Genomic DNA, 19,623 nt, shown 5'->3' on the forward strand with positions numbered 1-19,623 from the left:
TTTGTATCATCGAGACCGGATTGATACAAGCATCACTGGATCGGAGCAGCGCCTGATGGCCAACCGACTCGCCTCGGCGACGAGCCCATACCTGCTCCAGCACGCTCAAAATCCGGTCGACTGGTGGGAGTGGGGACCCGAGGCGTTCGCGGAGGCGCGCCGCCGCGGCGTGCCCGTGCTGCTCTCCGTGGGGTACGCCGCGTGCCACTGGTGCCACGTCATGGCCCACGAGTCCTTCGAGGACGACGCGACTGCGGCGTACATGAACGAGCACTTCGTGAGCATCAAGGTCGACCGCGAGGAGCGCCCCGACGTCGACGCGGTCTACATGCAGGCGACGGTCGCGACCACCGGGCACGGCGGCTGGCCGATGACCTGCGTGCTCGACCACGAGGGCCGGCCGTTCTTCGCCGGCACCTACTTCCCCGACCAGCCGCGGCACGGGCAGCCGAGCTTCCGCCAGCTGCTGGCCGCGATCACCGAGGCCTGGCAGGAGCGCCGCGGCGACGTCGACAGCACGGCCGCGAACATCGCGGCGCACCTCGCGTCGTCCGACGCCCTCGCCGGGGCCGCGCCGATCGACCGGGCCCTGCTCGACGCGGCCGTGGACAAGCTGGCCCGTGAGTTCGACCCGGTCAACGCCGGCTTCGGGGGCGCGCCGAAGTTCCCGCCGTCGATGCTGCTGGAGTTCCTGCTGCGGATGTCACCGGAGGTTTCGAGGCTCGCTGGCGCTCGCACCTCAATCACCGGTGCACTGGACATGGCCGCAGCCACGCTCGAGACGATGGCGCGCGGGGGCATCCACGACCAGCTCGGTGGCGGCTTCGCGCGCTACTCCGTCGACGCGCGCTGGGTCGTGCCGCACTTCGAGAAGATGCTCTACGACAACGCGCTCCTGCTGGGCGCCTACACGTCGTGGTGGGCGGTCGCCGACGAGCCGCTCGCGCGCCGGGTCGCGGTCGAGACCGGGGACTTCCTGCTGCGCGAGCTGGGCACCGCGGAGGGTGGGTTCGCCTCCGCGCTGGACGCCGACTCCGAGGGGGCCGAGGGCACCTACTACGTCTGGACGCCGGCCCAGCTGGTCGAGGTCCTCGGTGAGGACGACGGCCGGTGGGCCGCGGACCTCCTCGCGGTGACCGACGCGGGGACCTTCGAGCACGGCACCTCCGTGCTCCAGCTCCGCGCCGACCCGGACGACCCCGAGCGATGGGCCCGGGTGCGCGCCGCGCTCGCCGAGGCCCGGGCGTCGCGGGTGCGTCCGGCCCGCGACGACAAGGTGGTCGCCGCGTGGAACGGCCTCGCCGTCGCCGCGCTCGCCCGGGCCGGTGGCCTGCTCGGCGCGGAGCGCTTCACCGACGCGGCCGTCCGCGCGGGTGAGCTGCTCTGGGACCTGCACGTCGTCGGTGGTCCGGAGGGTTCGAGGCTCGCCGGCGCTCGCACCTCAACCAGCGGCGGGGGAGTCCGGTTGCGGCGGGTCTCCCGCGACGGTGTCGTGGGTGCCCATGCGGGCGTGCTCGAGGACTACGGCTGCGTGGCCGACGGCTTCGTCGCGCTCGCCGAGGCGACCGGTGACGGTATCTGGGTCGAGCGCGCCGGCCTCCTCCTGGACGTGGCCCTCGAGCAGTTCGCCGCCCCCGACGGCGGCTTCCACGACACCGCCGCCGACGCGGAGGTGCTGATCACGCGCCCGCGCGACCCGTCGGACAACGCCAGTCCGTCGGGTCAGTCGGCGACCACGGCCGCCCTCGTCCGGTACGCCGCGCTGACCGGCTCGGGCCGCCACCGCGACGCCGCCGAGACCGCCCTCGCCTCCGTGCGGCTGCTCGCCGAGCGCGCGCCCCGTTTCGCCGGCTGGTCGCTCGCCGCAGCGGCGGCCGCGCTCGACGGACCGAAGGAGGTCGTCGTGGTCACCGAGCCCGGCGACCCGGTCGGCGCCGAGCTGGCGGCGCGTGCCCGCCGGTCGCTCGGCTCGGTGGTGCTGGTGGTGCCGCCGGGGAGGAGCGGCATCCCGCTGCTCGAGGGGCGCGGGCTCGTCGACGGTCGCGCCGCGGCGTACGTGTGCCGCAACCTGGTCTGCGAGCGACCCGTCACCGACCCGGAGGAGCTGCGGCCATGAGGCTGTCGATGGACCCGGTCACCCAGGAGGCCCGGCGGTTCTACGACGGTGGCCTCGACGCCGACCCGCAGGCCGACCCTCCGCAGGCAGCGGTCCCGCCCGATCCGGGCTCCGACCCGAAGATCGTGCTGCTCCGGGTGGCCGACGAGGGCCGGGAGCAGTTCGCGCTGGAGCGGAGGATCGCCTACCGCGACCGGCACCTCGGCGAGCTGCTGGTGCCCCGAGTGACCCGCACGTTCCGCAGCGACCTGACGTCGGTGCCCGCGCTGTTCACCTGGCTCGTGCCGAAGACCGGCCAGCACCTGCCGGCCACGTTGCTCCACGACGGGCTGATCCACCCGCCCGAGGACGTCACCTATGTCTCCACCGAGGGCCACGTGGTGCTCCGGGCCGAGGCCGACCGCGTGCTGCGCGACGCCATGGCTGACGCCGGCACGGCGCTGATCCGGCGCTGGCTGGTCTGGTCGGCGGTGGCGACGGCGACGATGCTCAGCGGTGCCGGCACCGGCTGGTCGAAGGCGGTTGCGTGGCGCTACCGGGCGACCGCGGCGCTCACCGTGCTCGTCGTCGCGGTGCTCGGGTTCTGCGCGACCCTCGACCTCTTCGACCTGCACGTGACCGGGGTGCCCGGGCTGCCCTGGATGGGCGACCGGCCCTGGTACGCCGAGCTGGCCGGCGGGCTCGCCGGTGCGGTCGTGATCCCGCTGCTCCTCGCCCTGCTGTGGGGCCCGTTCCGGATCGCCGGGGCCGTGGTCGGCGTGACGCTCGCGGTGCTGCTGCACGTCACCGTCGCGCTGGTGGCGCTCACCGGGTTCTACCGCCTGCTCGAGTGGCTCACCGCGCGCGCCCCCACGCTCGTGCTCGTGCTCCTCGCCGTCGTGACCGCGGCCGCGCTGGTGGTGTTCGTCAGCCTCCTCGCGTGAGGTCGGCCTACTTCACCTCGTGGTCGTCCCGGCCGCCCTCGCGGTCGTCGTCGGGTCCGGTGGTGAAGAACGAGAACGTGCCGTCCACCTCGAGCACGCACAGCTCGACGTCGTGCAGGCTCCGGATGCCTTGCTTGCGGCAGGCCTCGAACACGTCGTCCATCGTGATCCGCTCGCCCTCGAGCACGTCCAGCACGGGTTCGCCGTCGCGGACCACCACGCGGGGCACGCCGGCCAGCGTCGGGCGCAGCCCGGGCAGCCAGAAGCCGAGCCGGGCGAGCACGACCCCGGCGAGGGCGAAGGTCGCGACCGCCACGACGGCGGCGGTGAGGGAGTAGTCCTCCTGCACGACGCCCTGGCTGACGAGGTCGCCGACGGTGACCAGCAGGATCATGTCGAACGCGGACAGCTGGCCGACCTCACGCTTGCCGCTGACCCGGATCACCATCCAGAGCAGCAGGAAGACCACCGCGGAGCGGATCACGACGTCCATCAGGGCAGCCTCCAGGTCCTGAAGGACGCCGACACGACCTCGGCACCCTTCTCCAGGACCGAGACCGTGCAGCCGCGGATCTCCCCGAAGGCGCCGGGGGCGGACCGTGCGTCCAGGCTGGTCTCGAACACGTGGCCGTCGGGCGGGTCGAACTCGTAGACGAGGCCGGTGGCGTCTCCCGTCTCTCCGGACGGGTTCGGGTACCAGTTCTGGAAGTCGAGGTCGTCGAAGAGGTCGTCGCAGAGTGCGATCCTGATCGGCCCGTCGAAGCCGTCGGCCGAGGTGACCCGGATGTGCAGCGGTGCCGGCTCGCCGGCCCGGGTGATCGACGGGAACTGCACCTCGAGCAGCCGACCGCCGCCCGTTGCGCTCGTCTCGCCCTTGCGCGGACCGAGGAGGCCGACGGCGCCCGCGGCCACGACCAGCGCCAGCAGGAGCAGCCCGGCCCGCATGCTCCAGCGCTCGACCGGCCCACGCGACGTGCTCGGGAGGTCCGAGGTCGTGGAGACCTCGTCACGGGGGCTCACGCTCGCAGCGTAGGTCGACGGGAGGTCGGCACCGTGCCGCCTCGCCGCACGGCGTCACACCTAGGTCACATGTGTCCGGTGTCGAGGTAGCGCTGGTGCCAGCTCAATGCCTCGTCGAGCAGGTGCGGGGTGTGCCGTGCGGTCGGGCGGGCCCGGTCGGCGCGCTCGACGTAGTCGGTGAGCGCGTCGCGGTACTCCGGGTGCGCGCACCGCTCGATGATGCGGGTCGCCCGAGCCCGCGGGGAGAGCCCCCGCAGGTCGGCCAGGCCCTGCTCGGTGACCAGCACGTGCACGTCGTGCTCGGTGTGGTCGACGTGGCTGGCCATCGGCACGATCGCCGAGATCGCGCCACCCTTCGCGGTGGAGGGCGACATGAAGAAGTTCAGGAAGGCGTTCCGGGCGAAGTCGCCGCTGCCGCCGATGCCGTTCATGACCGCGCTCCCCATGACGTGCGTGGAGTTCACGTTGCCGTAGATGTCGGCCTCGATCATCCCGTTCATCGCGATCACCCCGAGCCGGCGGACCAGCTCGGGGTGGTTCGAGATCTCCTCGCTGCGGAGCAGCACCCGGCCCTTGTAGTGGTCGATGTTCTCCATGAAGCGCGAGACGCCCTCGCTGGACAGCCCGAACGACGTGGCCGAGGCGAACCGCAGAGTTCCCGTGTCGAGCAGATCGAGCATGCCGTCCTGGATCACCTCGGTGAACGCCACCAGGTTCGTGAACGGACTGGCGTCGAGGCCGGCGAGCACGGCGTTGGCCACGTTGCCCACGCCCGACTGCAGCGGCAGGAGGTCGGCGGGCATCCGGCCGGCCGCTACCTCCTGCTGGAGGAAGTGGACCAGGTGGCTCGCGATCGCCTGGGACGTGTCGTCGGGCTCCGTGAAGACCGTGTTGCGGTCGGGTGCCCGCGTCTCCACCACCGCCACGACCTTCCGGGGGTCGACCCGCAGGTAGGGGTCGCCGATCCGCGCGGTCGGATCGGTGAGCGGGATCGGCAGCCGGTGCGGGGGGAGCGCGGCCTTGTAGTAGACGTCGTGGAAGCCCTCGAGCTCGCGCGGCTGCCAGTGGTTCACCTCGAGGATCACCTTGTCGGCCTGGTCGAGCCAGGTCTTGTTGTTGCCCACCGACGTGCTCGGGACGAGCAGCCCGTCCGGGAGCGCCGCGACCACCTCGACCACGGCGACGTCGAGGTGACCGAAGAAGCCGAACCACATCTGCGGGGCGGAGTGGCTCAGGTGCGCGTCGACGTACTCGACCTCGCCGGAGTTGATCTCACGGCGCAGCACCGGGTCGGAGTTGTAGGGCATCCGGCGGGCGATGCCGTGCGCCTCGGCGAGGATGCCGTCGGCGTCGGGTGCCGTCGAGGCGCCCGTCCAGAGCCCGATCCGGAACTCGCTGCCGTGGGCGTGGGCCGCGTGCATCCTCGCGGCCAGGGCGGCGGGCACCGCCTTCGGGTAGCCCGCCCCGGTGAACCCGCTCATGCCGACGTTGTCGCCGTGGCGGATCAGCTCCGCGGCGGCCTCGGCCGTCGTGATCCTCGTGGAGAGGACGGGGCAGGTGACGCGAGCGCTCACCTCGGCATCATCGCAGGCGGTACGTCGCGATCGACGCTGCGACGTAGTGGCACACGAACGCCGCGATCGTGAACACGTGGAAGATCTCGTGGAAGCCGAACCACGTGGGGAACGGGTCCGGCTTCTTCAGCCCGTAGACCAGCCCGCCGAGGGTGTAGAGACCGCCGCCGACCGCGATCAGGATGATCACGTCCTTGCCGCCGGAGGAGAAGTCGTGGGCGTAGAAGATCGCCGCCCATCCGAGCGCCACGTAGATCGGGACGTACAGCCAGCGGGGTGCGTCGATCCAGAGGACCCTGAAGACCACGCCGAGGATCGCGCCCGACCAGACCAGCACGAGGAGGCCCGTCTGAGCCGCGCCGTGCAGCAGGATGATCGTGAACGGCGTGTAGGACCCGGCGATCAGCAGGAAGATGTTGGCGTGGTCGAGGCGCCGGAGCACCTCCCACGTGCGGCGCGACCAGTTGCCGCGGTGGTAGATCCCGCTGGTCGTGAAGAGCAGCAGCGCGGTGCCCGCGAACATCGCCGATCCGACCTTGGTCGCCAGCGTGGGGGACAGCACGATCAGCACGATCCCCGCCGCCAGGGCGAGGGGAGAGGTCGCCGCGTGCAGCCATCCGCGCAGCTTCGGCTTGACCAGGTCCATCTTCTCCCGCACCGCCTCGGCGGCCTCGTGGGAGACGTGCGCAGCCTTCTCGGTGAGGGGCACGTGCTGGTCCATACCCTGAAGGTTACGGCCCCGTAGGTTGCTCCGCGCCGATGGGTGACGAATCCCATCGGCCACAGCGGGCGGCGGTAACCTGACCCGGTGGCCGACTGGAAGCAAGCAGTGCGCAGGGTGCTCTACCCGGCGTACGAGGCCCGGGTCGTGCGCCGGCTCCCGGCCGACCGGCTGCCCAAGCACGTCGGGGTGATGCTCGACGGCAACCGCCGCTGGGCGCGCGCCGTCGGCGCCGACACGGCGCAGGGTCACCGCGCAGGTGCCGCCAACATCGAGCCGCTGCTCGGCTGGTGCGAGGAGATCGGCGTCGAGGTGGTCACGCTGTGGCTGCTCTCCACCGACAACCTGAACCGGCCTCGCGCCGAGCTCGAGCCGCTGCTGGGCATCATCGGCGACGCGGTCGAGACCCTGGCCGAGCAGCAGCGCTGGCGCCTGCACCCGGTCGGCTCGCTCGACCTGCTCCCCGCCGAGATCGCCGAGCGGCTCAAGGCGGCCGCCGAGTCGACCCGGGACGTCGACGGGCTGCTGGTCAACATCGCCGTCGGGTACGGCGGCCGGCGCGAGATCGCCGACGCCGTGCGCTCGCTGCTGGTGGAGCAGGCCGCGCAGGGCCGCACCCTCGAGGAGCTCGCGGAGGTGGTCGACGTCGAGCACATCGCCGAGCACCTCTACACGAAGGGCCAGCCCGATCCCGACCTGGTGATCCGCACCAGCGGGGAGCAGCGTCTCGGCGGCTTCCTGCTCTGGCAGAGCGCGCAGAGCGAGTTCTACTTCTGCGAGGCCTACTGGCCCGACTTCCGCCGGGTGGACTTCCTGCGCGCCGTACGCGCCTACGCGCAGCGCGAGCGCCGCTTCGGCTCCTGAGCCGCTCTCGGAGGCGCTCACCAGGGGCTGGTCGGGGGGCTGGCCGTTCACACGAACGTCATCACGAGGTCGGGCGTGTCGACGGGTTGGGTCCGGGCCCAGTGGGTACCTTCCCGGTAGTGGTCGCGCGGTCGTGGCCACCCCAGGAGGCGAAGTTCGTGAGAGATCACGGCCACTGCATCAGTGCGGGTCGGCACTCAGACCCGTGCTGCTCGTCCTGGTCCAGGCACTAGCTGAGGACCGGGGCGCCGAGTGCGTGCTGCCGGTCTGGTGAGGGGAACCCCCGTGGCCACAGCCAAGCGCGCGAACGCTGCACCTGCCGGACCCGCTGGTCGCCGGACCTTCGTTCTGGACACCTCCGTGCTGCTCGCCGACCCGGGCGCGATGAAGCGGTTCGCCGAGCACGAGGTGGTGCTCCCCGTGGTGGTGATCACCGAGCTCGAGGGCAAGCGGCACCATCCCGAGCTCGGGTACTTCGCGCGCAGCGCGCTGCGGATGCTCGACGAGCTGCGGGTCTCCAACGGCCGCCTGGACCAGCCGGTCTCCGTGGGCGAGCTCGGCGGCACGATCCGTGTGGAGCTGAACCACACCGACCCCGAGTCGCTCCCGTCGGGCTTCCGTCTCGGCGACAACGACACCCGCATCCTCGCGGTGGCCCGCAACCTGGCCAACGACGGTCATCTGGTCACCCTGGTGTCCAAGGACCTTCCGCTGCGGATCAAGGCGTCCGCGGTCGGCCTCGACGCCGAGGAGTACCACGGCGAGCAGGTCCACGACTCCGACCCGGGCTACAACGGCATGCAGGAGCTCGACGTACTCGCCGACGACCTGGACGAGCTCTACGACGACGGCGTGATCGACCTCGCCGACGCGCGCGAGCTGCCCTGCCACACCGGCCTGGTGCTGATGTCGGAGCGCGGCAGCGCGCTCGGGCGGGTCGGACCGGACAAGCGCGTGCACCTCGTGCGCGGCGACCGGGAGGCGTTCGGCATCCACGGCCGCTCGGCGGAGCAGCGGGTCGCCCTCGACCTCCTGCTCGATCCCGACATCGGCATCGTGTCCCTCGGTGGTCGCGCCGGCACCGGCAAGTCCGCGCTGGCGCTGTGCGCCGGGCTCGAGACGGTCATGGAGCGCCGCCAGCACAAGAAGGTGGTCGTGTTCCGGCCGCTGTTCGCGGTGGGTGGGCAGGAGCTCGGCTACCTGCCCGGCAGCGAGTCGGAGAAGATGTCGCCCTGGGGCCAGGCCGTGTTCGACACCCTCGGCGCGGTGACCAGCACGGACGTGATCGACGAGATCCTCGACCGCGGCATGCTCGAGGTGCTCCCGCTGACGCACATCCGCGGCCGCTCCCTGCACGACGCCTTCGTGATCGTCGACGAGGCCCAGTCGCTCGAGCGCAACGTGCTCCTCACCGTGCTGTCCCGGATGGGCGCGAACTCCAAGGTGGTGCTCACCCACGACGTCGCGCAGCGCGACAACCTGCGGGTCGGGCGCCACGACGGTGTGGTCGCCGTGGTCGAGCGACTCAAGGGTCACCCGCTGTTCGCGCACGTCACGCTGACGCGCTCGGAGCGGTCCCCGATCGCGGCCCTGGTGACGGAGATGCTCGAGCACGTGATCATGTGAACGTGCTCACGCGCCGCGCGCACCGGTCCACATAATTGCGCTGTCAACTTGCGCGTGTCCGATTTGTGGGTCATGGTGGTGCCTCTTCCTTGGCGCCCGAGCGCCGCATGACGGTCCCCTGTCGTCAACCCGAGAGTCTCTGTCTTGCCCGAGAAGTACGCCCCGAAGCACCGGAGCGCACCCCCCAGGCGTGTCCGCACGGGCGCCCGCAACGCCGTGTACTACTCCGGCGTCGCCGTCGTCGCGACCGGTCTCTCCGTCACGGCCGGCCTCTCCGCCAAGGGGGGGTCCGGCGCGGACGGTGCCGCGGTCAAGCTGGCCGCCGGCAAGGGTCAGATCAGTGCCGCGGACCTCGCCGAGCGCGAGCAGTCGGCGTCGCGCTCCAGCTCCGACCGGCGCCAGCAGGCTGACTCGCTGAAGGCCGCGGCCCTCTCCGACAGCACCGGTGTCGCGGTGACCAAGTCCGAGGACCTCACCCAGGCCGACCCGAAGACCCTGGCGAAGGCGCTCATGCCGCTCTACGGCCTGAGCACCGCGCAGTTCAGCTGCGTCGACAACATCTGGGAGCACGAGTCGCACTGGAACGTGCACGCCGACAACCCGTACTCCTCGGCGTACGGCATCCCGCAGGCGCTGCCCGGCTCGAAGATGTCCTCGGCCGGTCCCGACTGGCAGAACAACGCCGAGACCCAGATCCGCTGGGGGCTGAACTACATCGCCCAGCGCTACGGCTCCGCCTGCTCCGCCTGGTCGTTCAAACAGGCCCACGGCTGGTACTGAGTCACCCGCCGGTCGGTCGCGCATGACCCCCGACGCCCTCCTCGCGGTGTACGACGCCGAGGTGCGCGGCTCCTTCCCGCACCGGATGCCGCCGGGCTGGTCCGGCGAGCAGGACGGTCCGCTCACGCGCTGCCTGACGGGCCGGGCCGGTTTCGTGATGCTCACGCAGCCTGCGCCCGACCTCTCCGACGCCGAGCTGGCGGAGCTGGTCGACCGCACGACCGCATTCTTCGCCGAGCACGGGCGGTGGTTCGAGTGGAAGACCTTCGACCACGATCCTCCCGGGCTACGCCCGCGGCTCCTCGAGCGTGGCGCTGCTGCTGAGCCCCACGAGGCGCTGGTGCTGGGTGAGGCCGCGGGGCTCGCCGTCGAGCCGGTCGTGCCGGCGGGGCTCGGGCTGCGCGAGGCGACCACGCGGGCGGACCTCGAGCGGATCGCGGCGCTCCAGAGCGAGGTCTGGGGCGAGGACTGGTCCTGGCTCGCCGACGACCTCGAGCTGCGCCTGGCCGCCGAGCCTCCGACGGTGGTCCTGCTCGTGGAGGACGGCGACCTCGTGGTCAGCGCCGCCTGGCTGACGCCGTTCGCGGGCACGACCGTGGCGGGCCTGTGGGGCGGCAGCACGCGGCCGGCGTACCGGGGACGCGGGATCTACCGGGCGCTGGTCGCTCGTCGCGCCCAGGTCGCCGTCGAGCTCGGCCACCGGATCCTCCAGGTGGACGCCTCGGACGACAGCCGCCCGATCCTCGAACGGCTCGGGCTCTCGGTGGTGGGCGGCACGACGCCGTACGTGTTCGGGCGCGACTGACCGACCGACCGGGCGGCTTCAGCTCCGGTCGCGCCGCGGGGTCGCGAGCTGCCACACGCCCGGTCGGGCCTTCGCGATCAGGCCCTCCTCGATGAGCGCGATGCGAGCCCGTCGGGCGGCGTACCGCCAGCGCAGCTCACCCTCGGGCGTCGTCTCGTTGTCCCCGGCGCGGAATCGGTCCTCCATGAGGATCTCCAGCTCGAGGAAGACCTCGTCCGCCTCGAGCTCACCGCCCGCCTCCTCGAGCACGGAGAGGATGAGCGGCTTGAACTCCTCGGGAGGCGTCCACCGGCGTACGACGGGCTTGGCCGGCGCCCCCGGGGTCCGCGAGGCGGTGGTCGTGCGCTTCCTCGGTGCGGTCGACGCCTTGGCGGCCTTGACCGGCTTGACCGCCGGGGCCGGGGGCGTCGGAGGCCGTCCGTGGATGCACTGGGACCTCGGCAGATCGCAGAGCTCGCAGTAGTCCTCGGAGGCGTTCATCGTGACCACCCTAACCAGCGGTGGCGCCCAGCCCGACCAGGTCCCTGCTCACGCGGTCCAGCCGCTCGGCGACCGCGTCGTCCCGAGCGACGTCCGAGGGGTCCTTGAGCCGGTCCTGCTCGTAGTAGCCGCCGCTGCGGCCCTCCACCTCGGGGCTGGTGGCGAGGTACGCGAGCCGCTCGCCGCCGGTGGCCGGGCTGACCATCATCAGCCGCTTGGCCACCGCGAGCACGGGCCGCGCGAACCACGGAGCGCCGCTCCAGATGTTCGTCGCCACCGCCCCCGGGTGCAGGCAGTTCACCGTGACTCCGGTGCCCTCCAGGCGGCGGGCGAGCTGGCGGGTGTGCAGCACGTTGGCCAGCTTGGAGCGGCCGTAGGCCCGCATGATCTGGTAGCCGTGCTCGAAGCCGAGGTCGTCGAAGTCCATCGTGCCGTTGAAGTGCCCGATTGACGACGTGGTCACGATCCGCGCCGGGGCGCTGGCGACCAGGCGGTCGAGGAGCAGCTCGGTGAGCAGGAAGCCGGCGAGGTGGTTGACCTGGAAGGTCGCCTCGATCCCGTCGCCGGTGACGGTGCGCTTGTCGAAGACCGTGCCGGCGTTGTTCACCAGCACGTCGATGCGCGGGTACGCCGCCAGCAGGTCGTGGGCGAGCCCGCGCACGTCCGCCAGCGACGTGTTGTCGCAGAGGAACGACTCGACCTGCGTGCCCGGGGACTCCGCGTGGATCCGCTTCACGGCGGCGGTGAGCTTCGCGGGCGTGCGCCCGACCATCACCAGGTGATGCCCCTGGGCGGCCAGCTGGCTGGCTGCCTCGAGCCCGATGCCGTCGCTGGCACCGGTGATCACGATCGTCTTCTGCTTCTGATCGGACTCAGTGGTCACGGGTGCGTCATCCCTTCGACGTCGAGCGCCGCGTCGAGCTGCTCGAGGGTGAGCACGCCGCGGTCGACGTACCCCATCGCGAGCACCTGCTCGCGGATCGTGCGGCCTGCCTTGAGGGACTCCTTGGCGACCTTGGCGGCCTCCTCGTAGCCGAGGTACTTGTTCAGCGGGGTCACCACCGAGGGGGAGGACTCGGCGTACCGGCGCATCCTCTCGGCGTCGGGAGTGATCCCGTCGACGCACCGGGTGGCCAGCAGGCGGCTCGAGGTGGAGAGGAGGCGGACCGATTCGAGGAGCGCGCGGGCCATCACCGGCATCATCACGTTCAGCTCGAAGCTGCCGCTCGCGCCGGCCGTCGTCACGGTGGCGTCGTTGCCGATCACCTGGGCGCAGACCATGAGCGTGGCCTCGGGGAGGACCGGGTTGACCTTGCCGGGCATGATGCTCGACCCCGGCTGCAGGTCGGGCAGGTGGATCTCGGCAAGGCCGGTCGTCGGGCCCGAGGACATCCAGCGGAGGTCGTTGCAGATCTTGGTGAGCCCGACGGCGATCGTCTTGAGCACGCCGCTGAGCTCGACCAGCGAGTCGCGCGTGCCCTGGGCCTCGAAGTGGTCGCGGGCCTCGGTGAACTGCTGGCCGGTGAGCCTGCCGAGCTCCGCGATCACCTTCTCGGCGAAGCCGGCCGGGGTGTTGATGCCGGTGCCGACCGCGGTGCCTCCGAGCGGCAGCTCGCGCACGCGGGGGAGCACCGCATCGAGGCGCTCGACGGCCAGCCGCACGGTCGCCGCGTAGCCGCCGAACTCCTGACCGAGCGTGACGGGTGTGGCGTCCATCAGGTGGGTTCGGCCGGACTTCACCAGGGTCTTGAACTCCCCGGCCTTGCGTTGCAGGGAGTCCGCGAGCGTCTCGAGCGCGGGCACGAGGTCCTCCACGACGGCCGTCGCGGCCGCGACGTGGATCGACGTGGGGAAGGTGTCGTTGCTCGACTGGCTCGCGTTGACGTGGTCGTTGGGGTGCACGTCGACGCCGGCCCGCGAGGCGAGGGTGGCGAGCACCTCGTTCATGTTCATGTTCGAGCTCGTGCCGGAGCCGGTCTGGAACACGTCGAGCGGGAACTGGTCGTCGTGGTCGCCCGACATCACCACCGCCGCGGCGTCGCGGATGGCGTTTGCCTGCGCGGTGGTGATCACGCCGAGCTCGGCGTTCACGCCGGCTGCTGCCGCCTTCACCGCGGCGAGAGCGTGGATGTGGCGCGACTCGAGGGTGGTGCCGGAGATCGGGAAGTTCTCGATCGCACGCTGGGTCTGCGCCCGCCACAGCGCCTCGGCGGGCACCCGTACGTCGCCCATGGAGTCGTGCTCGATCCGGAACTGAACGTCGGCGTCCATGGGTTCGACCCTACTTGCGGGACCAGTACAGCCAGTACTGCTCGTCGCGCTGTGCTGGTGATGGGCCGAGCCGGACGTCGTACGCCGTGGCGCGGGCGTTGCCGAACACCGCCGTCATCGCCGCCTCGAGCTGGGGAGCCTCCGCGGCCGACCAGATCGCCAGCACCCCCGCGGTGGCGCGGTGCGCGGCGGCCAGGAACGGCTCCTTGTAGAGCGCCTCGTTGGCGTCGTGGACCAGGTAGTCGGGGCCGTTGTCGACGTCGAGCAGCACCAGGTCGTACGCCGCCTCGCCGGCCTCCGCGAGGGCGACGGCGACGTCGGCGACGACCACCGAGACGCGCTCGTCGGCGAGCACCTTCGGCCCGTGGGCGATGGTGCCGTCGCGCATCCAGTCGACCACGGCCTGCTCGATCTCCACGACCGTGCAGGACTCCACGCGCGGGTCGGCGAGCACCTCGTGCATGGTGAAACCCAGGCCGAGGCCACCCACGAGCACCCGCGCCGGCCGCTCGACCAGGTCGAGGGACGCCTGGGCCAGCGCACGCTCCGTGGTGGTCTCGAGGGTGTCCATCACGAACACGCCGTTGACCCGCAGCTCGAGGATCGTGGGCGCGTTCTCGTCACGCCGCTCCCGCAGGACGACCTCGCCCCGGGGCGACTGGGCGCGCGCGATCTCGACGTGGTCCATGGGCCCACGGTATTGAGCAGGGCGGCCCGAGTGGGGTCCAGGGTCCCGGCGAGATCCACCGAACGGGCGAACCTCCGCGGCAATCGGGGCGAATCGCTCGACCGACCTGCGAGTTGCATGCGTTTCGGGAAATCCTGTGGTTGGGTGCATGCCGACGAGGTGGAGTGGGGTGCGATCGGCATCCTGGCAGCGGCATCGTTGCACTCGGGCACTCCTCGTCGCAGAGGATGAGCATGAGTCACAAACGCCGCCCCGCTCGGATCGTCGCCGTGGTCGCCTCGGGCGCGATGGTCGCCGCCGGCCTCGCCGCACTCGCCCCCACCGCGAGTGCCGACGACCCGCACGGCACCCCGGGCGTCAAAGTCGCCAGCAAGCACCTGTCGGCGAAGGCAGCCGGCACCCGGCCGCGCGCGCTCGGCGCGAAGGCGACCCCCGGTGAGCCCGGTGACACGCTCCCGGCCGGTGTGCCGAAGAGCGGGCGCTACGCGTTCCTCCTGAAGCTGTCGCCGCCGAGCACCGCCGCGGCGTACCACGGCGCGCTGAGCAAGGGGAAGGCCGCCGCCGCGTCCGCGGCCAAGGACCAGCTCGCCACCGTGAGGACCGCCCAGAACCGGGTGATCGCCGCGCTGCCCGCGAAGTCGGCCGTCCTCTACCGCACGCACGCGGTGCTGGCGGGGGTCTCGGTGGTCACGGACGTGAAGAACTACCGGGCGCTCACACGCCTCGCGGGCGTGAGCGCGGTGTACCCGATCGCTCCGAAGTCCCCGTCGAACGCCTACGCGGTGCCCCTGCAGGGCGCGCCGACCGCCTGGCAGGCGCACAGCAACCTCGGCGCCGACAGCACGGTCGCGATCATCGACACGGGCATCGACTACACCCACGCGAACTTCGGTGGCGCGGGCACCGTCAGCGCCTACGCGACCGCCAAGGCCGCCGCGGGCGCGAGCCCCGACTTCCCCAGCGCGAAGGTGGTCGGGGGCTACGACCTCGCCGGGGACGACTACAACGGCGATCCGACCGACCCGGGCTACAACCCGGTCCCGACCCCGGACCTCTACCCGCTCGACTGCGACGGCCACGGCTCGCACGTCGCCGGCACGGTGGCGGGCTACGGCGAGAACGCCGACGGCTCGACGTACGCCGGCGCCTACAACGAGAGCACGCCCTTCGACACGATGCGGATCGGGCCCGGCATGGCGCCCGATGCGAAGCTCTACGCGCTCCGCGTCTTCGGCTGTGCGGGCTCGACCGACCTGGTCGCCGCCGCGATCGACCGGGCCGCCGACCCGAACCAGGACGGCATCACCACCGACCACGTCGACGTGGTGAACATGTCGCTCGGCTCCGACTACGGCTCGCCGCAGGACGGCGACTCGGTCGTCACCGAGGCGGCGGCCTCGCTGATGACCATGGTGGTCGCGTCCGGCAACGCCGGTGACCTGTACGACGTCGGCGGCTCGCCCGGCAACGCGCCCAGCGCCCTGACCGTCGCCGCCAGCGAGGACAACTACGCGCAGCTGGACTCGCTCGTGGTCTCCGCGCCGGCCGGCATCGCCGGCGAGTACGCCTCCGAGCACTCGATCGCCTACGACTGGGCGACCGACCCTGACCTCTCGGGCGACGTCGTCCGGGTGCAGCAGTCGACGAACCTCGACGGGTGTGACCCGCTCGACACGGCCGACGCGGCTGCCGTCAACGGGCACATCGCGTTCGTGGAGTGGACCGACGACGACGTGAGCCGTCGCTGCGGGTCGGTCAAGCGCAGCGGCAACCTGGCCGACGCGGGCGCGACGGGCTTCATCTTCGGTGACGACTCGGAGTCGTTCGCGGGTGGCATCACCGGCAGCGACGTCATCCCGGGTGTGCTCGTCGCGAAGTCCGGCGCGGACGCGATCCGGGCCCGCCTCGTCGCGAACCAGACGGTGACCATCTCCGGCACCGTCAGCAACGGGTTCCAGCAGCTGCTGAGCGGCCGCGACGACACGCTCGCCTCGTTCTCCTCGCGGGGCATCGGCGACGCCGGCAACGTGAAGCCCGACGTCACCGCCGTCGGCGGCACCGTGTTCTCCACCGGCAGCGGCACCGGCAAGGAGGGCATCAACGAGAGCGGCACCTCGATGGCCACCCCGATGGTCGCCGGCACCGCCGCCCTGGTGCGGACCGCACACCCCGGCTGGGCGCCGAAGCTGGTCAAGGCCGACATCATGAACACCGCCGGCCAGGACGTGTTCACCGGTCAGAACCACGCCGGCGCCAGGTACGCGCCGCAGCGGGTCGGTGCCGGCCGGATCCAGGTCGACCAGTCGCTGGACAACGACGTGCTCGCGTACGTCGTCGGTGACGGCGGCGCGGTGAGCGCGTCGTTCGGCCCGCAGGCCGTGAGTGCGCCGACCACGCTGCAGAAGACGATCCAGGTGCAGAACACCACCGGTGGGTCGAAGACCTACGACGTCGCCTACACCGCCCGCACGACGGTGCCGGGCGCGACGTACTCGGTCTCGCCGAGCTCGGTGACGGTGCCCGGTGGCGAGACCCGCGACGTCACGCTCACCCTGCACCTCGACCCGGCGGCGATGACCAAGACGATCGACCCGACCGTGGACCCGGCCCCGGGTGGGCTGCCCCGGCAGTTCCAGGCCGACGCCAGCGGCATCGTCGAGCTGACCTCGGCCGGCCTGCCGAGCCTGCGCGTGCCGGTGTACGCCGCGCCGCGCCCGGCCTCGACGATGACCCAGCCCGCCACGCTGACGCTGCCTGCGGGCACCATGCAGCAGGCGCGGCTGCCCCTGACCGGCCACCCGGTCGACCAGGGCAGCGGGGCGACGACGATCCAGTCGACCGTCGCCGGCTTCGAGCTCCAGGCCACGAGTGGACCGGCGCCCGACTGCGGCGGCCTGGTCACCAGCGGTTGCGTCAACTTCCCCGACGAGCGCTCCGCGGATCTTGCGCGGGTCGGCGTCACCTCCGACGCGCCGCAGCTCACGGCCAACGGCGACAACCCGCTGACCGACGGCGGCATGGCGTACTTCGCGATCAACACGCAGGGTCGCTGGCGCACGGCCGCTTCGGCGCAGGAGTTCGACATCTACATCGACGGTGACGGGGACGGAAACCCGGACGCGGTTGCCTTCAACACGCGCTTCCCGACCGCGGACAGCGACGTGATGGTCAGCGAGCTGGTCGACCTCACGACCGGCGACATCCTCGACATCGAGCCGATCAACGCCTCGCTCGGCGACACCGACACGGCGCTGTTCGACAGCGACACGATGGTGATGCCGGTCGCGATCGGGGCGATCCCGGGGGTGACGTCGAACCAGTCGCGGATCAAGTACGCCGTCTACTCGTTCAGCCCGTACCAGAGCGACCCGGTCGACGCCGTCGGCGACCCGCAGATGCTGACCTTCGACGTCCTCCACCCGGGCGTCACGCTGGCCGGGAGCTACAACGGCACCAGCAGCCCGGTGCTCTTCCCGGACGCCCCGGCCTCGGTGGTCAACCTGCGTCGCGACACCGCGGCGTACCAGGCCGACGGGGGACTGGGCGCGATGGTGGTGCACTTCCACAACGCGCTGGGCACCAAGACCCAGGTGGTCAACCTCAACACGGTGGCCACGGTGGGTCTCAGCCTGGTGCCCAGCCAGGCGCAGCGGGCCGAGCAGGTGACGGCGACCGTGACCGTCCCGGCCGGGAGCGGTGGGCCGGCGACGGGTGCGGTCGTGCTCAAGCAAGGCGCGACGACGCTCGCGTCCGGGACCGTGGTCAACGGCACGGCGTCGCTCACCTTCGCGCTGAACACGGCCGGCACGTTCCCGATCCACGCGGAGTACGCCGGCGACAGCACGCACGGTGCCGGTGTCTCCGCCGACGTGAACCTGCGGGTGGCGAAGACGATTCCGGCCGTGGGCCTGCAGCTCAACCGCACCACGGTCCACGTGGGCAAGCGCATCCGCGCGACGGTGCAGGTGTCGACGGTGGCCGGCATCGCGGCCACCGGGCCGGTGAGCATCATCCGGCCCAACGGCCGGGTGCTGGCGGACGGCACCATGGTCAACGGCGTCGCCGTGCTGAAGTGGAAGAGCACGCTGAAGCGGTCCTACCGCGTGCTGGCGGTCTACCGCGGCGACGACAACTACCTGGACGGTACGTCGGGCACCGTCAGGGTGAGGGTCCTGCGCTGACGAGCGGCGCCGGGAGAGCCTGGCTCAGTCGAACAGCTCGCTGAGCCGGCTCTCCCGGCGCTTCGGCGTGGGTTCCTGTGCTGCGGGTACCGCCGCACCATGAGCGATCCCCACGAGCACGACGAGGGCCAGGTCTCCGAGGTCGTCCGGCTCGACCCCGAGAGCACAGACACCCCTCTCTCCGACGGCGACCAGGTGGCGGCGTACCCGCAGAGTGAGAGTGGTGCGCCCGACGAGGGCGAGGAGACCGGTCCCGACGCGCGCACCGGTTCGGACCACACCGACCTCCCGGACGAGCGCTCGGACGACGGGCTGCCGCCCTCGGACTGAACCGGGCGATGACGCCGGCATATCGAGCCGGCTTCGCGTGTTGTGGACTGCGTGGACGTGCTCGACTCGGTGGTGATCGGCGGGGGCCAGGCCGGCCTGTCGTCGTCGTACCACCTGAAGCGGCGGGGCCTGCGGCACGTGGTGCTCGACGCCGATCCTCGACCGGGTGGGGCCTGGCAGCACCGCTGGGACTCCTTGACCATGGCGGACGTGCACGGCGTCGCCGCGCTCCCTGACGCGCCCGCTCCCCAGCGGAGCGAGGAGCGCGCCAACGTGGCGGTGGCGCGGTACTTCGCGGCGTACGAGCGCGAGCACGACCTTCCGGTGATCCGTCCCGTGCGCGTCGACCACGTCACCAGCGAAGGGGACCTGCTCGAGGTGACGGCCGGCGACCGGACCTGGACGACACGCACGCTGGTCAACGCGACGGGGACCTGGACGCGGCCGTTCGTGCCGCGCTACCCGGGCATGGAGACGTTCCTGGGCGAGCAGCTGCACACGGTCGACTACCCGGGCGCTGCGCACTTCCGCGGCTGCCGCGTGCTCGTGGTCGGCGGCGGCGCGTCCGCGGTGCAGTTCCTCGGCGAGCTGGCCCTGGTCACCGACACCCTCTGGGTGACCCGCCGGCCGCCGGTGTGGCGGACCGGAGGGTTCGACCGCGAGGCGGGCCACGCCGCGGTGGCGCTGGTCGAGGACCGCGTACGCCGCGGACTGCCGCCCCGCAGCGTGGTGAGCGTGACCGGCCTCGCCCTCCGGGAGCAGGAGCGCCCGGCCGAGGCCCTCGGTGCCTACCACCGCCGCCCGATGTTCGAGCGCATCGAACCGCACGGCGTCCGCTGGGCCGACGCAACGACGGGCCCAGCTTTCGAGCCTGTCGACGCGATCCTGTGGGCCACCGGATTCCGGCCCGCGGTCGGCCACCTTGCGCCTCTCCACCTGCGCAGCCCGCACGGTGGCATCCAGCTCGACGGCACCACCGCGGTCGCCGACCCGCGCGTGCAGCTGGTCGGCTACGGCCCCTCGGCGAGCACCATCGGCGCGAACCGGGCCGGCCGGGCCGCGGCCGTCGCGGTCGGGCGATACCTGGCTGACCTCGGCACCCGCGCCGGCTGACGGCGCACGACTTCGCGTGCGGGCATGCCAGCAGCCCGGCGCGTGCGCCGGGTGCGGGGCGGGGTGGCTACTGGTCGGGTGGGTCGGCGGTCAGGTCGGTGGTGCCGGTGCGGTCGCGCAGCCAGGTGTGT

17 protein-coding genes are annotated in these 19,623 nt (G+C 71.9%); 9 read left to right on the top strand and 8 right to left on the bottom strand.

All coding sequences use genetic code 11. From position 1 onward, the window contains the following. Positions 1-55 precede the first annotated feature (55 nt). Positions 56-2,116 (top strand): thioredoxin domain-containing protein, encoded by a 2,061-nt coding sequence (locus tag EFL26_RS16425; RefSeq protein ID WP_123223993.1) that lies wholly within the window; start codon positions 56-58, stop codon positions 2,114-2,116. After that, positions 2,113-3,039, top strand: coding sequence for a DUF1353 domain-containing protein (locus EFL26_RS16430; protein ID WP_123223994.1), 927 nt, complete (start codon positions 2,113-2,115; stop codon positions 3,037-3,039). The genes EFL26_RS16425 and EFL26_RS16430 overlap by 4 nt, the downstream gene beginning before the upstream one ends. A 7-nt stretch (positions 3,040-3,046) precedes the next feature. On the opposite strand, the gene EFL26_RS16435 is transcribed toward EFL26_RS16430, so the two are convergent. From EFL26_RS16435 to trhA, 4 genes are all read right to left on the bottom strand, one after another. Next, a complete protein-coding gene (locus EFL26_RS16435; protein WP_123223995.1) occupies positions 3,047-3,532 on the bottom strand; it encodes a DUF421 domain-containing protein in 486 nt (161 codons plus the stop codon). Continuing rightward, the gene (locus tag EFL26_RS16440) at positions 3,532-4,059 is read right to left on the bottom strand and encodes a hypothetical protein (protein WP_123223996.1); all 528 of its coding nucleotides are present in this window, start codon (positions 4,057-4,059) and stop codon (positions 3,532-3,534) included. Before EFL26_RS16440 ends, EFL26_RS16435 begins: the two co-directional genes overlap by 1 nt. Positions 4,060-4,124: 65 nt before the next feature. Then, positions 4,125-5,633, bottom strand: a complete 1,509-nt coding sequence (gene scpC, locus EFL26_RS16445) for a succinyl-CoA:acetate CoA-transferase ScpC (protein WP_123223997.1) — start codon at positions 5,631-5,633, stop codon at positions 4,125-4,127. 7 nt (positions 5,634-5,640) lie between these two features. Next, complete coding sequence (gene trhA, locus EFL26_RS16450) at positions 5,641-6,354, bottom strand: PAQR family membrane homeostasis protein TrhA (RefSeq protein ID WP_123223998.1); 714 nt, start codon at positions 6,352-6,354, stop codon at positions 5,641-5,643. 87 nt (positions 6,355-6,441) lie between these two features. On the opposite strand from trhA, the gene EFL26_RS16455 reads away from it, so the two are divergent. From EFL26_RS16455 to EFL26_RS16470, 4 genes are all read left to right on the top strand, one after another. Next, entirely contained in the window at positions 6,442-7,218 is a 777-nt protein-coding gene (locus EFL26_RS16455; protein ID WP_123223999.1) for an isoprenyl transferase, read from the top strand. Positions 7,219-7,602: 384 nt separating this feature from the next. Then, positions 7,603-8,844: an RNA 5'-3' helicase PhoH2 gene (gene phoH2, locus EFL26_RS16460; RefSeq protein WP_246000245.1), complete on the top strand. Its 1,242-nt coding sequence runs from the start codon at positions 7,603-7,605 to the stop codon at positions 8,842-8,844. 144 nt (positions 8,845-8,988) lie between these two features. After that, entirely contained in the window at positions 8,989-9,624 is a 636-nt protein-coding gene (locus EFL26_RS16465; RefSeq protein WP_123224001.1) for an aggregation-promoting factor C-terminal-like domain-containing protein, read from the top strand. A 22-nt stretch (positions 9,625-9,646) separates the two neighbouring features. After that, positions 9,647-10,429 carry a GNAT family N-acetyltransferase gene (locus tag EFL26_RS16470; RefSeq protein WP_123224002.1) on the top strand — a complete coding sequence of 261 codons (783 nt, stop codon included), beginning with the start codon at positions 9,647-9,649 and terminating at the stop codon, positions 10,427-10,429. Positions 10,430-10,447: 18 nt separating this feature from the next. Here the strand turns inward: EFL26_RS16470 and EFL26_RS16475 are convergent, their stop codons facing one another. From EFL26_RS16475 to EFL26_RS16490, 4 genes are read right to left on the bottom strand one after another with little or no spacing between them, the layout of a single operon-like run. Continuing rightward, positions 10,448-10,909, bottom strand: coding sequence for a hypothetical protein (locus tag EFL26_RS16475; protein WP_123224141.1), 462 nt, complete (start codon positions 10,907-10,909; stop codon positions 10,448-10,450). Positions 10,910-10,919: 10 nt separating this feature from the next. After that, positions 10,920-11,792, bottom strand: coding sequence for an SDR family oxidoreductase (locus tag EFL26_RS16480; protein WP_123224003.1), 873 nt, complete (start codon positions 11,790-11,792; stop codon positions 10,920-10,922). Continuing rightward, positions 11,789-13,180, bottom strand: coding sequence for a class II fumarate hydratase (locus EFL26_RS16485; RefSeq protein ID WP_123224004.1), 1,392 nt, complete (start codon positions 13,178-13,180; stop codon positions 11,789-11,791). Before EFL26_RS16485 ends, EFL26_RS16480 begins: the two co-directional genes overlap by 4 nt. A gap of 10 nt (positions 13,181-13,190) precedes the next feature. Further along, positions 13,191-13,868 carry a spermine/spermidine synthase domain-containing protein gene (locus EFL26_RS16490; RefSeq protein WP_123224005.1) on the bottom strand — a complete coding sequence of 226 codons (678 nt, stop codon included), beginning with the start codon at positions 13,866-13,868 and terminating at the stop codon, positions 13,191-13,193. A gap of 233 nt (positions 13,869-14,101) precedes the next feature. Between EFL26_RS16490 and EFL26_RS16495 the strand changes: the two genes are divergently transcribed. The 3 genes from EFL26_RS16495 to EFL26_RS16505 all read left to right on the top strand — a co-directional run bounded on the left by EFL26_RS16495 (position 14,102) and on the right by EFL26_RS16505 (position 19,492). Beyond that, positions 14,102-18,049, top strand: a complete 3,948-nt coding sequence (locus EFL26_RS16495; protein ID WP_148046748.1) for a S8 family serine peptidase — start codon at positions 14,102-14,104, stop codon at positions 18,047-18,049. 99 nt (positions 18,050-18,148) lie between these two features. After that, positions 18,149-18,379, top strand: coding sequence for a hypothetical protein (locus EFL26_RS16500; protein ID WP_123224007.1), 231 nt, complete (start codon positions 18,149-18,151; stop codon positions 18,377-18,379). 51 nt (positions 18,380-18,430) lie between these two features. Then, positions 18,431-19,492 (top strand): FAD-dependent oxidoreductase, encoded by a 1,062-nt coding sequence (locus tag EFL26_RS16505; RefSeq protein ID WP_123224142.1) that lies wholly within the window; start codon positions 18,431-18,433, stop codon positions 19,490-19,492. Positions 19,493-19,623 lie beyond the last annotated feature (131 nt).

Origin of the sequence: Nocardioides pocheonensis (genome assembly GCF_003725535.1) — a bacterium.
GTDB classification, from domain to species: domain Bacteria; phylum Actinomycetota; class Actinomycetes; order Propionibacteriales; family Nocardioidaceae; genus Marmoricola; species Marmoricola pocheonensis.

What these genes read in the sequence shown, in the direction of transcription:
- EFL26_RS16430 (WP_123223994.1), top strand. Translation starts at nt 2,113, where the DNA reads ATGAGGCTGTCGATGGACCCGGTCACCCAGGAGGCCCGGCGGTTCTAC.
- EFL26_RS16490 (WP_123224005.1), bottom strand. Translation starts at nt 13,868, where the DNA reads ATGGACCACGTCGAGATCGCGCGCGCCCAGTCGCCCCGGGGCGAGGTC.
- EFL26_RS16500 (WP_123224007.1), top strand. Translation starts at nt 18,149, where the DNA reads ATGAGCGATCCCCACGAGCACGACGAGGGCCAGGTCTCCGAGGTCGTC.
- EFL26_RS16435 (WP_123223995.1), bottom strand. Translation starts at nt 3,532, where the DNA reads ATGGACGTCGTGATCCGCTCCGCGGTGGTCTTCCTGCTGCTCTGGATG.
- EFL26_RS16475 (WP_123224141.1), bottom strand. Translation starts at nt 10,909, where the DNA reads ATGAACGCCTCCGAGGACTACTGCGAGCTCTGCGATCTGCCGAGGTCC.
- EFL26_RS16485 (WP_123224004.1), bottom strand. Translation starts at nt 13,180, where the DNA reads ATGGACGCCGACGTTCAGTTCCGGATCGAGCACGACTCCATGGGCGAC.
- trhA (WP_123223998.1), bottom strand. Translation starts at nt 6,354, where the DNA reads ATGGACCAGCACGTGCCCCTCACCGAGAAGGCTGCGCACGTCTCCCAC.
- phoH2 (WP_246000245.1), top strand. Translation starts at nt 7,603, where the DNA reads ATGAAGCGGTTCGCCGAGCACGAGGTGGTGCTCCCCGTGGTGGTGATC.
- EFL26_RS16495 (WP_148046748.1), top strand. Translation starts at nt 14,102, where the DNA reads ATGAGTCACAAACGCCGCCCCGCTCGGATCGTCGCCGTGGTCGCCTCG.
- EFL26_RS16425 (WP_123223993.1), top strand. Translation starts at nt 56, where the DNA reads ATGGCCAACCGACTCGCCTCGGCGACGAGCCCATACCTGCTCCAGCAC.
- EFL26_RS16470 (WP_123224002.1), top strand. Translation starts at nt 9,647, where the DNA reads ATGACCCCCGACGCCCTCCTCGCGGTGTACGACGCCGAGGTGCGCGGC.